We start from the raw sequence: 13,195 nt of genomic DNA, 5'->3' as shown, positions 1-13,195 counted from the left end.
GCGAGGCGGGCGGGTGGGTGTCCCTCGCCGACTCCGATGATTCAGCGGCTGCTGGTCGTCGAGGATGACCCGGCCGTGTCGGATCTCCTGCGGCGGTGCCTGACCGCCGCGGGGTTCATCGTGCGGATCGCCTGCTGCGGCGAAGAAGGGCTGCGCCTGGCCCTGGAGCTCGAATGGAGCCTCGTGATCCCGGACCTGGCGCTGCCCCGGCTGGACGGGCTGGACCTGTGCCGCCTGCTGCGCGCCAGGGGGAGCCAGGTGCCCATCCTGATGCTGGCGGATGCCGCGAGCAGCAAGGACAAGGCCAAGGGGATCCAGCTGGGAGCGGACGACTACATGGCCATGCCCTTCGACCCCGAGGAGCTGACGGCGCGCGTCAGGGCGCTGCTCCGGCGCAGCCGCAGCTATCGGCCGGTGTCGACCACGCTGCGCGCGGCGGACCTGGTCTTCGACCTGGAGCGGCGGCAGGTGCGGCGCGCGGGCCGCGCGATCCCGCTCACGGCCAAGGAGATGGCGGTGCTGGAGCTGCTGATGGTGTCGCCGGGCAGCGTGCTCAGCCGCCAGCGCATCCTGGCCAAGGTCTGGGGCGATCAGGTCGATCCGCTGACCAACATCGTGGACGTCTACATGCGGCGTCTGCGATCGAAGATCGACCTGGGACACGGCCGCGCCTTGCTCAAGACGGTGCGGGGCATCGGTTACCGGCTGGACGACGCCGTCCCGGGGCCGGCACTCCGGACGGCGTGAGCGGCCGGCCGGGCGTCGTGACAGGCACGACATCGGCGGCTCAGGGCACGGGTAGGGTTGGCGTCCTACTTGCGCTGCGCCGCCCCCAGTTGCGCCAACCAGAACGCCTCGTACTTGCGGTGCCAGCCGGCGGGCTTCACCGCGCCACCGAGGGCGTGCTCGCCATCCGGATCCAGGAACAGCTCGACCAGCCCTTCCTTGCCCGACTCCAGCAGCGCGCGGTACACGTTGACCGTGTCCTGGTACAGCACGTTCGGATCCTGCATGCCGTGCACCAGCAGCAGTGGCTTCTTCAGCTGCCTGGCCAGCGGCAGCAGCGAATACTTGCGCAGCACCGGCTTGGTCCGGTCCACCTTGCCGATGGTCCGGCCGCTGTACCAGCTGTTGTAGTTCTCCCATTCGGTCGGACCCGCTCCGGCGATGCCGGCCGCGAACAGATCAGGCTTCGTATACATCGTGTACTGGGTCTGGAAACCGCCGAAGCTCCAGCCATTCAGGCCGATGCGCTGGCCGTCGACACCCAGGTTGGCCTTCATGTAGGCGACCAGGTCCTCGAGGTCCTCGGTCTGCGGCGCGCCCGGCTGCTCCCAGTTGGCATCGGCGAACTTCTCGCCGTAGTTGGAGTGCCCGCGCGGATCCACCGTCACCGTGACGTAGCCATGCTTGGCCGCCATGTACATCGCGAAGACATAACCGGTCGGCTGGAAGCTGTCGGTCTCGACCGAATGGCGATCATTCAGCGGCCCGCCGTAGGTGTAGACGACCGCCGCGCGCTTGTCGCTCGGCGCCCAGCCCAGCGGCTTGAAGACGTAGGCCGGGATCATGTCGCCGTGGCGGTTGCGGAAGCTGAAGCGCTCCGGCCGCAGCACGTCGACCTGGGCCCAGGCCGGGTCGTGGCTCTGCGTCAGCAGCTTGCCGGGCTCGGCACCCGACGCGGCGGCCTGGCCCTTCAGCAGCTTCAGCTCGGGACGCTCGGCCCAGTTGCCGGCCACCGCCGCCGCCCACTGGCCGTTGCGCGCCACCGCCGCGTTGCGGTGGTAATCCGGCGAGCGGCCCAGCGCCGTCATGCGACCGTCCTTGAGCTCGACTCGCCAGACATTCATCGCCGCGTAGTCGTCCTTGTTGGACACGACGAACATCGTCTTCGCATCCGGCGTGAAGCCCAGCACCTGGAAGGCCTCGAACTCGCCCTTCACCAGCGGCGTCACCGAACGGTCGGCGCCCGCCGCCAGGCTCATCGCGTAGGGCTGGCGCCAGCCGTTGTCGGCCAGGATCAGCACCAGCTGCTTCGAGTCCGGCGTGAACGACGGCGTCATCACGTTGACCAGCTCGTGGTGGATGGGCGCGCGGCGCTCCAGCACCATCTCCGGTTTCGCGTCGCCGGGCTTGCCGAGGTAGACGCGCAGCAGGTCCTTCTCGCGCTCGAAGGTGGTGAAGGCGTAGCGGCTGCCGTCGCGCGCCCACACCACCGGCGAAATCTCGAACCACGCGTCGCCGCCCGGGTGCGTGAACACCGGCTCGGGCTGGCGCTCCGGCGCGGCACCGGCGGCCGGCACCTTGCGGATGTAGATCGCCATCGAGGGCAGGCCGCGCTTGTCGTCGGAGACCTCGCGGTCCACCTTCTTCGCCGTCGCGAAACGGTCGCCGTAATTCATGATCTCGACCTGCCTGCCCGGCTTGGGCAGCGGCTTGCCGTCCGCGTTCACCAGCGGCGCGTTGGCCGCCAGCGCCATCCAGCGGCCGTCCTCGCTCAGCGCGGTCTGGGCGATGCGGAACTTGCGGTCCTCGTCGTCCGGGTTGAACAGCTCGCGGTTGATCACCTCGATGCCGGCCGTGGCCAGGCGCACGCGCAGCACGCGGGTCTCGTCCTGCACGATCAGCGACTGGTCGTCCGGCGCGTAGGCGACCGGCTTGAGCGTGCGACCCGTCGACAGCAGCGGCTCGGCGCGGTCGGCGCCCGCTTTCCAGCGCAGCAGCTGGCCGCGGTAGGCGAGCACCAGTTCATCCGCCTTGGACGCCCACACGAACTGCGAGACGCCGGGGTACAGGTCCTCGGGCTTGAGCTTCTCGCGCTCGCGCTTCTTCTTCAGTTCGTCGCGCAGCTCCCAGAGCGCCATGTCCTTGGGATCCTTGGCCGGCTTCTTCGCCTCCGCGGCGGAAGCGCCCGAGGCCGGCGCCGCGGCGGCGGCCGGTGCGTCGCCCCAGGCCGCCTTCTCGGCCGCCTTGCGGGCGTCCTCGCGCGCCTTGCGCTCGGCCAGTTCCACCTTCAGGTCGGCAATCGCCTGGCGCTCCCATTGATCCGGGTCCACCGGCTCGCCGCGCAGGTAGGCGGCCTGCGCCTCCTCGCGGGCCTGGCGCTGGGCCAGCTCGTCGCGCTTCTGCTTGAGCTTGCGGGCGTAGCGCTCCAGGTTCTCCGGCGTCTCCACCACGGCCATCAGCGCCGGCGAACTCACGCGGACCGTCCTGCCGGTCTGGGTGTCATGGACGTACAGATCGCTGCCCGGCTCGCCGAACGGGTTCCAGAGGTACGCGACGTAACGGCCGCTCGCGCTGAATTTCAGGTCCTTGGCGGACTCGCCGCGGTAGGACTCGGCGCGGAACAGCTGTTCCAAGGTGAGCGGCCGGTTGGCCACGGCGACGGGGGCCGTCGTCGTCTGCGCCAGCGAGGGCTCGCCGGCGCCCAGCCCCGTCGCCAGGGTCGCCAGCGCCAGGGAAGTCAGGATCCATTGCTTCAAATCGTTGCTCCACGCCCCGCAAGGTCAGCAGGGACGCGGGATTCTAGGGAGGGGTCAACAACTGCTTACCGCTGCGTTGTGCACCGGATCCGTCAAGCGCGCGTTAACCGTCCATACTTTCCCTAGGTAGGTCGGAGGTTCCATGAAGCACCTGATCCAACGCATCCTCGGCGCCGTGGCGCTGACCGCCGGCGTGCTGGCTGCGCCAACGGCCTTCGCGGGCGACGTGGGCGTGTCCATCAGCGTCGGACAGCCCGGCTTCTATGGCCGCATCGACGTCGGCAACGTCCGCCCGGACGTGATCTACGCGCAGCCGATGGTGATCGAGCGGGTCTACGACCCCGCCCCGCCGATGTACCTGCGCGTGCCGCCTGCGCATTACCACGCCTGGTCGCGCCACTGCGGCTACTACCGCGCCTGCGGCCGACCGGTGTATTTCGTCCGCGAGGACTGGTACACGCGGACCTACGCCCCGGTCTACTACGGTCGCCCGCGCGTGCATCCGATGCCGGTCTATGCCCCTCCGCCGCCGCCCCGGTGGGAGCCGGTGCGCCGGGATTGGGATGGCCGCTGGGATGGCCGCCGCGACTGGCACGACCACCGCGACGACCATCGCGGCTGGGAGGGCCGGCGCTGGGAAGAACGCCGCGATGACCATCGCGGTGGCGGTCGCGGCGGCTGGGACCGCGACGGTGACCGCGGTGATCGTGGCCACGGACATGGACGCGGCCATCATCGCGACTGAGGTTTTCCCCTCGCGTATAGTCGGCCGCTTGCACGCCAGCAAGGCGTGATTCACCGCGCCGACGTATGTTCGCCAAAGTCATCGCCGCCCTTGGACTGCTGATCTGCGTGCTGCTCGCGATCGACATGGCCTTGCCGCGGCGGCACCAGATGGCCTGGCGCGCATGGGTCCGGCGCCCGGGCCTTCTGATGGGCAGCGGCATCGGCCTGAAGGGTCGCTTCAATTCACGCGACCGCCGTCGCGCCGCCCATGACGCGGCCCTCGACGCAATCGCCCGCGCGAAGCACCGCTCAGGCACCTGGGACGGCAACGTCTATCACGGCGACGACTTCGAGCAGCGCCAGCGGCGCAAGCCGCATTGAGCGCCGGTACCGGCCCTCCTCCCGCCTTCCAACGACAACGGCCTCCTTGAGAGGCCGTTGTCGTTGGCGCTTGCGGCGGCGTGCCGGACGCCCCGGTTCCGGAGCGCCCCGCCGGTCAGCGTCTTGCCAGCACCGGTGCCAGCGCCTTGCCGGTGTGCGTCCCTTGCGCCACCAGCGTCTCCGGCCGCCCCTGCGCGACCACGCGTCCGCCCGCCGAGCCTCCCTCCGGTCCCAGGTCCAGCACCCAGTCGGCTTCGGCGATCACATCGAGGTCGTGCTCGATCACGACCACGCTGTGCCCGCCGTCGACCAGGCGATGCAGCACGCGGATCAGCTTCTCCACGTCGGCCATGTGCAGGCCCACCGTCGGCTCGTCCAGCACGTACAGCGTGTGCGGCGGCTTCTGGCCGCGGCGCGTCACGTCGTCGCGCACCTTCACCAGCTCCGACACCAGCTTGATCCGCTGCGCCTCGCCGCCCGACAGCGTCGGGCTGGGCTGACCCAGCGTCAGGTAGCCCAGTCCCACGTCCTGCAGCAGCTTGAGCGGATGCGCGATCGAGGTCATCGCGGCAAAGAACTCCACCGCCTCGTCCACCTCCATCTGCAGCACCTCGCCGATGCTCTTGCCGCGCCAGCTCACCGCCAGCGTCTCGGGGTTGAAGCGCTGCCCATGGCATTGGTCGCAGAGCACCTTCACGTCCGGCAGGAAGCTCATTGCGATGGTGCGCATGCCCTGCCCTTCACAGCCCGGGCAACGACCCTCGCCGGTGTTGAAGCTGAAGCGGCCCGGACCATACCCGCGGGCCTTCGCCTCCAGCGTCTCGGCGAACAGCTTGCGGATCGCGTCCCAGAAGCCGATGTAGGTCGCCGGGCAGCTGCGCGGCGTCTTGCCGATCGGCGTCTGGTCGACCTCCAGCACCCGGTCCACCTGCTGATGGCCCTCGATGGCGTCGCAGCCCAGCCAGGTCGACGGCGCCCGGCGCAGCGGCACCGCCGCCGCCATGTTGGCCAGCAGCACGTCCCGCGCGAGCGTCGACTTGCCCGAGCCCGACACCCCCGTGATGCCCACCAGCCGGTGCAGCGGCACGTCCACCGTGACGCCGCGCAGGTTGTGCAGCGTCGCGTTGAGCACCGTCAGCTTGGGCGCGTCGGCGTCCATCTCGCGGCGCTCCTTGAGCGGATGCACCAGCGGCCTGGACAGGAAGCGGCCCGTCAGCGAATCGGGGTTCTTCGCGATCTGCTCGGCCGTGCCTTCGGCGATCACGCGGCCGCCGCGCTTGCCCGCGCTCGGGCCGATGTCGATGATGTGATCGGCACGCCGGATGGTGTCCTCGTCGTGCTCGACGACGACCAGCGTGTTGCCCTTGTCGCCCAGCGTCGACAGCGCCTTGAGCAGGATCTGGTTGTCGCGCGGATGCAGGCCGATGGTCGGCTCGTCCAGCACGTAGCAGACGCCCTGCAGGTTGCTGCCGAGCTGCGCCGCCAGGCGGATGCGCTGGGCCTCGCCGCCCGACAGCGTGGGCGCCGCGCGGTCCAGCGTCAGGTAGCCCAGCCCGACCTCCTCCAGGAACTCCAGTCGCCCCTTGATCTCGCTGACCACGTCGCGCGCGATCTCCGCGTCGCGGCCGGTGAGTGTCAGGCCCGCGATCCACTCGCGCGCCTCGGTCACGCTCCACGAGGCCACGGTGCCGATGGTCTCGTGCTCGAAGCTCACCGCGCGCGCCACGGGATTCAGCCGCGAGCCGTGGCAATCCGGGCAGGGCGCGTCGCTCAGGTCCTCGATCTCGGCTTCCTCGGCGGGGAAACTCTGCTCGCGACCGCGGTTGTCCTTGTCCTGCTGGCTGTCGTCCAGGGCCTTGCGCTGCTCGCGCGTCAGCGCCAGGCCGGTGCCGACGCAGGTGGTGCACCAGCCGTGCTTGGAGTTGTAGCTGAACAGCCGCGGATCCAGTTCCGGATAACTCGTGCCGCACTGCGGGCAGGCGCGCTTGGTGGAGAACACCCGCAGCTCGCCGATGCCGCGCGTCGGCTTCGCATTGCGCAGCGCGTCGTGCAGTCCGTCCAGCGGCGACAGCACATGCACCACGCCCTTGCCGTGGTCCAGCGCCTTGGCCAGCAGCTCGCGCAACTCGGCCTCGGTCTCCGGCGTGACGGTCATGTCGCCCACCGGCAGTTCGATCGTGTGTTCCTTGAAGCGGTCCAGCCGCGGCCACGGACTGGTCGGCAGGAACTCGCCGTCGACGCGCAGGTGGGTGTAGCCGCGCTGCTTCGCCCACTTCGCCAGGTCGGTGTAGACGCCCTTGCGATTGACCACCAGCGGCGCGAGCAGCCCGATGTGCCGGCCCTTGTAGTCGCGCAGCAGCTGCGCGGCGATGGCCTCGACGCTCTGCGGCTTCACCGGCGTGCCGTCGTTGGCGCAGTGCTGCACGCCGAGCTTCACGTAGAGCAGGCGCAGGAAGTGCCAGACCTCGGTCGTGGTCGCCACCGTGCTCTTGCGCCCGCCGCGCGACAGGCGCTGCTCGATCGCGACCGTCGGCGGAATGCCCCAGACCGCGTCGACCTCGGGCCGGCCCGCCGGCTGCACGATCGAGCGCGCATAGGCGTTCAGCGATTCGAGATAGCGGCGCTGGCCCTCGTTGAACAGGATGTCGAAGGCCAGCGTGCTCTTGCCGGAGCCCGACACGCCGGTCACGACGTTGAACTTGCCGCGCGGGATGCTGACGTCGACCGACTTCAGGTTGTGCTCGCGCGCGTTGACGATGCGGATCGCTTCATCGGCCTTGCGGCGCTGGCGCAGCAGCGATTGCAGCGGCTTGCCTTCGGCGACCTTGACCGGCGCGCGGTCCATCTCGGCCGCGTACTCGCGCAGCGCCTGCGCGGTGTGCGAGGTCGGATGGTCCTTCAGCGTCTCCGGCGTGCCGACCGCGACGACCAGGCCGCCGTCCTCGCCGCCCTCGGGCCCGAGGTCGATGACCCAGTCCGACGCGCGGATCACGTCCAGGTTGTGCTCGATCAGGATCAGCGAATGCCCCGCCGACAGCAGCTTGCGCATGGCGCGCATCAGCTTGGCGATGTCGTCGAAGTGCAGGCCGGTGGTCGGCTCGTCGAAGAGGAACAGGGTGCCCTTGGTCGCGGTCGCCTGGCGCGGCTTCGAGGCCGCCTCCGCCAGGTATCCCGCCAGCTTCAGCCGCTGCGCCTCGCCGCCCGACAGCGTCGGCACCGGCTGCCCCAGCGTCAGGTAGTCCAGGCCGACATCCGACAGCTGCTGCAGCTTGTTCAGCACCTCGCGGTCGTCCTTGAAGACGCCCAGCGCCTCGGCCACCGTCAGGTCCAGCACGTCGGAGACGCTGAGCTGCCGTCCGGCGCGCTCCAGCTTGACCTCGAGCAGCTCGGCGCGGAAGCGCTTGCCGTCGCAGTCGGGGCAGCGCAGGTAGACGTCGGACAGGAACTGCATCTCGACGTGCTCGAAGCCCGAGCCGCCGCAGGTCGGACAACGGCCGTCGCCAGCGTTGAAGCTGAACATGCCGGCGCCGTAGCTGCGCTCCCTGGCCATCGGCGTGTCGGCGAAGCGCTTGCGGATCTCGTCGAACACGCCAACGTAGCTGGCCGGGTTCGAGCGCGCCGTCTTGCCGATCGGCGACTGGTCGACGAAGACCGCGTCGGCCAGCCAGTCCGCGCCCAGGAGCCGGTCATGCGCGCCCGGCGCCTCGGTGGCCTGGCCGAACCAGCGCGCCAGCGCCGGATAGAGCACGTCCTGCATCAGCGTGCTCTTGCCCGAGCCCGACACGCCGGTGACCGCCACCATGCGCTGCAGCGGGAACTCGACGCTGACGTTCTTGAGGTTGTGCTCGCGCGCGCCCTCGAGGATCAGTCGCGGCGTGTTCTCCTCGACGACGCGCTTCAGGCCCATGCCCACGTGCCTGCGCGCGCCGAGGTAGGCGCCGGTCAGCGTGTCGGCGGCGCGGATCTGTTCCGGCGTGCCGTCGAAGACGATCTGGCCGCCCTGCTGGCCGGGGCCGGGGCCCATGTCGATGAGCCGGTCCGCCGCCAGCATCACCGCCGGGTCGTGCTCGACGACCACCAGCGTGTTGCCCGCGTCGCGCAGGCGCTGCATCGCCTCGACGATGCGGTTCATGTCGCGCGGGTGCAGGCCAATGCTGGGCTCGTCCAGCACGAACAGCGTGTTGACCAGCGAGGTCCCCAGCGCCGTGGTCAGGTTGATGCGCTGCACCTCGCCGCCGGACAGCGTGCGGCTCTGGCGGTCCAGCGTCAGGTAGCCGATGCCGACGTCGACCAGGTACTTGAGCCGGTTGCGGATCTCGTCGAGCAGCAGCTTCAGCGCCTCGTCGAGCATCGAGCCCGGCAACTGGAGCTCGTCCATGAAGCGTCTGAGCCGGTGGATCGGCAGCTGCATCAGGTCATGGACCGACAGGCCCGGCAACGCCTCGAGCTGCGCGCGCGTCCACTTCACGCCCTCCGGCATGAAGCGCTGCGCGGCCGGCAGTGCCGCGTCGGCCAGCGCCTTGGAACCGATGCGCCACAGCAGCGCCTCGGTCTTGAGGCGCGCGCCGCGGCAGGCCGGGCATTCCGTGTAGCTGCGGTACTTGGACAGCAGCACCCGGATGTGCATCTTGTAGGCCTTGCTCTCCAGGTAATCGAAGAACCGGCGGACGCCGTACCACTGCTTGTTCCAGTTGCCGTTCCAGTTCGGGCTGCCTTCGATGACCCAGTCGCGCTGCGCCTGCGTCATCTGGCTCCACGCGGTGTCGCGCGGGATGCCGGCATCGCCGGCGTACTTCAGCAGGTCGTCCTGGCATTCCTTCCAGGCCGGCGTCTGCATCGGCTTGATCGCACCGCCGCGCAGCGTCTTGCGCTCGTCGGGGATCACCAGACCCAGGTCCACGCCGATCACGCGGCCGAAACCGCGGCAGGTCTCGCACGCGCCCATCGCCGAGTTGAACGAGAACAGCGCCGGCTGCGGGTCGGCGTAGCGGATGTCGCTCTCCGGGCAATGCAGGCCGGTCGAGTAGCGCCAGAGCACCGGCTCGGCGCCCTCCTCGGCCGGCAGCACGTAGACCGTCATGCGGCCGCTGCCGCGCTTGAGCGCCAGCTCGATGGCTTCCATCGCGCGCGCCTGCTCGACGCCCTGCATGCGGAAGCGGTCCGCCACCACGTCCAGCACCTTGCGGCCGTTGACGACGCGCTCCGACTGCACCCGCGTGAAGCCGGAGGCGGAGAGCCACTGCTCGACCTCGCCGGCGCTGACGGTCTCCGGCAGCTCGACCGGGAAGGTCAGCACCAGGCGCGGATCGCCGTCGACGGTGCGCGCCAGCAGCTCGGCGTGGATGGTCTGCGGCGTGTCGTGGCGCACCGGCAGCGCGGTGTCGCGGTCGAAGAGGTCGGCGCCGCGCGCGAACAGCAGCTTCAGATGGTCGTTGAGCTCCGTCATCGTGCCGACGGTGGAGCGGCTGGTGCGGACCGGGTTGGTCTGGTCGATCGCGATGGCGGGCGGCACGCCCTCCACCTTGTCGACGGCCGGGCGGTCCATGCGGTCGAGGAACTGGCGCGCGTAGGCGGAGAAAGTTTCGACGTAGCGGCGCTGGCCTTCCGCGTAGAGCGTGTCGAACACCAGGCTGGACTTGCCCGAGCCGCTCGGCCCGGTCACCACGGTCAGTTCTCCGGTCCGGAGATCCAGGTCGAGGTTCTTGAGGTTGTGCTGGCGGGCGCCGCGGATGCGGATATCGGCGTCGGACATGAGGTGTGGGCTCGGGAGCCTCGAAAAAGGCAGTGGGCGATGATTCTAGGGAGGGCGGCCGCCATGAATTGGCAGCAGCCGGCGGGACGCGCGCGAGGTGACCGGCGCGACGCAGTGGTAAGCAATTGAAAGCAGGAGACCGTTCAGGAAGCCTTCGCATACCTCTTGTCAAGGCCTCCGACCGATGACTTCCGCACACTTGCTAGTCTTCGGGGGGTGCGGCAACAATGGACCCCGTCGCCGCCGAGCAACACCGACCCCGGTTCGACCTGAACGGCGGGCGACGTTTTTCAGGGAATACCTCGCCTCCCGACCGGAGCGGGGACGACAAGCGACATGGACAGAAACGACGGCCATCCCATTTCCGAGACCACGCTGGTCTTGATGACGTCGGACGCGTCCGCCAAGCCGTCGCCCCCTTCCTCGATGACCGATCCGACGGTTTCCGGCCAGCGCCCGGCCCCGGGCGAGCCGTTCGTGCTGCTGGTCGAGGACAACCCGATCAACCAGGTGGTCGCGCTGGAGTTCCTGGCGCTGATGGGCTTGAAGACGCAGCTCGCGCGCAATGGCCAGGAAGCGCTGGACCTGTGCGAGTACGCGGCGCCCAGCCTGGTGCTGATGGACATCCAGATGCCGGGCATGGACGGCCTGGAATGCGCGCGCCGGCTGCGGGAGCAGCAGGCGCAGGGCAGGCTGCCGCGCTTTCCGATCCTGGCGCTGACGGCGCACGCGCTGGACAGCGACGTGGCCGACAGCCTGAAGGCCGGCATGGACGAGCACCTGACCAAGCCGCTGGACTTCCTGACGCTGCGCCGGCGCCTGGCGCGCTGGCTCGATTTGCCGCAGCTCAACGACTGACCGAAGCTGACAGCCGCCTTCGGCGGCATCCTCGGCTGGCTGATCAAGCGATGAACGCCATGACGCGCACCGACCGTCAGCCCCCCGCCAGGAAACCCTCAACGATCGCGAAGTGCTCCGGCACGTTCAGTGCGGGCGCGTGCCCGCAACCCGGCACCGTCACCACCTCCGCCCGGGGCCCGCGCACCCGCATCGCCTCGGCCGTCTCCGGCAACAGCAGATCGGAGCTCTCCCCGCGCAGGCACAGCACCGGCAGGCTGAGCGAATCCCATTCGGTCCAGCGCTTGTAATCGTCCGGGTGGACGAAGAACTGGCGCACCATCGCCGGGTCGTAGTGCGGCGTCACCCGGCCGTCCGGCAGGCGGCGTGTCGAGGTCTCCGTCAGCCGGCGCCATTGCGCCGCGCTCATCCAGCCGTAGGGCTGGTAGATCTGACGGAAATAACGCTCCAGCTCGCTCACCGTGTCGAAAGCCGCCGGGTCACCGGCATAAGCGCGGATGCGCTGGATCGCGGGTTCGGCGAGCTCCGGCCCGATGTCGTTCAGCACGAGCCGGCGGATGCGGCCGCGCAACGAGGTCGCCGCCGCCAGTAGCCCGATCGCGCCCCCCATCGACGTGCCCACCCAATGGCAGTTGGCCAGCCCGAGCTGGTCCACCAGCGCCACCGCCAGCTTCACGTAGAAGGCCAGGTGGTATTCGTTGTCCGGGTCCGGGCTCCACTGCGACAACCCTCGCCCGATCGTGTCCGGGCAGATCACGCGATAACGCCCGGACTGCGCCAGGTGCGCCGCCAGGTCGTCCATGTCGCGCCCGGTGCGCGCCAGGCCATGCCAGGCGATGACCGGCGCCGCGCCCGGATCGCCCCAGTCCATGTAATGGAGTTCGCGGCCCTCGCAGCGCAGGTAGTTCGACGTCGACTTCAAGTGCTTCTCCTCGCCTGCCGCAGGCGCCCCACCAGGCCGTTCGGGAAGTGGTACACGGCCAGCACGAACAGCACGCCCAGCCACAGCAGCCAGCGCTCCGGCGCGATCAGCTGCGACAGCACCGGCACGCCCTCCACCGCCGACGCGCCGACGCGCATCAGGTCCTGCAGGTAGCTCTGCGCGAGCACGAACAGCGCGCTGCCGATCACCGCGCCGTAGATCGTGCCCATGCCGCCGATCACGACGATCAGCAGGATGTCCAGCATGATCTCGAAGGACAGCGAGGTGTCCGGCCCGTTGTAGCGCAGCCAGATCGCGAGCAGCGCGCCCGCGAGCGTCGCGAACATCGCGGCCAGCAGCGTGGACAGCGTCCGGTAGGTCACCAGGCGGTAGCCGATGGCCTCGGCGCGGAAGTCGTTGTCGCGGATCGCCTGCAGCACCCGCCCGAAGGGCGAATTGACGATGCGCAGCAAGGCCAGCACCAGCACCAGTGTCACGACGAAGAGCAGGTAGTAGCTCAGCAGCCGGCCGTCGACGGACACGCCGAGGAAAGGCTCCTCGAGGAATTCGGTCGATGGCGACAGCAGCGCGGGCAGGCGGAAGTTCAGGCCGTCCTCGCCGCCGGTGAAGTCCGACAGCTGCGACGCCAGGCCCTGGAAGGCCGCGGCGACGGCCAGGGTGATCATCGCGAAGAAGATCGCCTTGACCCGCAGCGAGAACAGGCCGATGACCAGCGCCAGCAGCAGCGACAGCCCCAGCGCGCCGCCGACGCCGATCGACAGCGCCGCGAAGCCCGGCTCCAGCCGCGTGCTCGCGATGGCCACGCCGTAGGCGCCGATGCCGAAGAACATCGTGTGGGCGAAGCTGACGATGCCGGTGTAGCCCAGCAGCAGGTCGTAGCTGCCGACCAGCACGATGAACACGAGGATCTTGGCCGCCACGTTGAGCGCCTTCGTGCCGGGGAACACGAAGGGCGTCAGCGCCAGCGCCAGCACCGTGAGCAGCAGCAGCGCCGCCAGCACGCGGCTGCGCGGCAGGTCGTGGGACAGCAGGGATCGGATCAGGGACATGAGG

The 13,195-nt window shown here is 69.6% G+C and carries 8 protein-coding genes; 4 read left to right on the top strand and 4 right to left on the bottom strand.

Going from position 1 to position 13,195, the window contains the following annotated elements:
- Positions 1-36 precede the first annotated feature (36 nt).
- Positions 37-747: a response regulator transcription factor gene (locus tag FHT38_RS01275; protein WP_183489109.1), complete on the top strand. Its 711-nt coding sequence runs from the start codon at positions 37-39 to the stop codon at positions 745-747.
- A 65-nt stretch (positions 748-812) separates the two neighbouring features.
- Here the strand turns inward: FHT38_RS01275 and FHT38_RS01270 are convergent, their stop codons facing one another.
- Complete coding sequence (locus tag FHT38_RS01270; RefSeq protein ID WP_183489105.1) at positions 813-3,482, bottom strand: prolyl oligopeptidase family serine peptidase; 2,670 nt, start codon at positions 3,480-3,482, stop codon at positions 813-815.
- Between the two features lie 142 nt (positions 3,483-3,624).
- Between FHT38_RS01270 and FHT38_RS01265 the strand changes: the two genes are divergently transcribed.
- Complete coding sequence (locus FHT38_RS01265) at positions 3,625-4,227, top strand: hypothetical protein (RefSeq protein ID WP_221213723.1); 603 nt, start codon at positions 3,625-3,627, stop codon at positions 4,225-4,227.
- 65 nt (positions 4,228-4,292) lie between these two features.
- Positions 4,293-4,589, top strand: coding sequence for a hypothetical protein (locus FHT38_RS01260; RefSeq protein WP_091720540.1), 297 nt, complete (start codon positions 4,293-4,295; stop codon positions 4,587-4,589).
- A gap of 115 nt (positions 4,590-4,704) precedes the next feature.
- Here the strand turns inward: FHT38_RS01260 and uvrA are convergent, their stop codons facing one another.
- A complete protein-coding gene (gene uvrA / locus FHT38_RS01255) occupies positions 4,705-10,341 on the bottom strand; it encodes an excinuclease ABC subunit UvrA (protein WP_183489102.1) in 5,637 nt (1,878 codons plus the stop codon).
- Positions 10,342-10,677: 336 nt separating this feature from the next.
- On the opposite strand from uvrA, the gene FHT38_RS01250 reads away from it, so the two are divergent.
- Entirely contained in the window at positions 10,678-11,199 is a 522-nt protein-coding gene (locus tag FHT38_RS01250) for a response regulator (RefSeq protein ID WP_183489099.1), read from the top strand.
- Between the two features lie 76 nt (positions 11,200-11,275).
- Here the strand turns inward: FHT38_RS01250 and FHT38_RS01245 are convergent, their stop codons facing one another.
- Together FHT38_RS01245 and FHT38_RS01240 are read right to left on the bottom strand one after the other, a co-directional pair.
- The gene (locus FHT38_RS01245; RefSeq protein WP_183484737.1) at positions 11,276-12,121 is read right to left on the bottom strand and encodes an alpha/beta fold hydrolase; all 846 of its coding nucleotides are present in this window, start codon (positions 12,119-12,121) and stop codon (positions 11,276-11,278) included.
- Positions 12,118-13,185, bottom strand: coding sequence for a branched-chain amino acid ABC transporter permease (locus FHT38_RS01240; protein WP_221213782.1), 1,068 nt, complete (start codon positions 13,183-13,185; stop codon positions 12,118-12,120). The genes FHT38_RS01245 and FHT38_RS01240 overlap by 4 nt, the downstream gene beginning before the upstream one ends.
- Positions 13,186-13,195: the final 10 nt, after the last annotated feature.

Origin of the sequence: Mitsuaria sp. BK041 (assembly GCF_014193085.1) — a bacterium.
In the GTDB taxonomy this organism is placed as follows: Bacteria; Pseudomonadota; Gammaproteobacteria; order Burkholderiales; family Burkholderiaceae_C; genus Roseateles.
This window is presented reverse-complemented; position numbering and strand designations above follow the sequence as displayed.

Excerpts from the sequence above, each read along its gene's own strand:
- FHT38_RS01260 (WP_091720540.1), top strand. The coding sequence starts at position 4,293 with ATGTTCGCCAAAGTCATCGCCGCCCTTGGACTGCTGATCTGCGTGCTG.
- FHT38_RS01265 (WP_221213723.1), top strand. The coding sequence starts at position 3,625 with ATGAAGCACCTGATCCAACGCATCCTCGGCGCCGTGGCGCTGACCGCC.
- uvrA (WP_183489102.1), bottom strand. The coding sequence starts at position 10,341 with ATGTCCGACGCCGATATCCGCATCCGCGGCGCCCGCCAGCACAACCTC.
- FHT38_RS01250 (WP_183489099.1), top strand. The coding sequence starts at position 10,678 with ATGGACAGAAACGACGGCCATCCCATTTCCGAGACCACGCTGGTCTTG.
- FHT38_RS01275 (WP_183489109.1), top strand. The coding sequence starts at position 37 with ATGATTCAGCGGCTGCTGGTCGTCGAGGATGACCCGGCCGTGTCGGAT.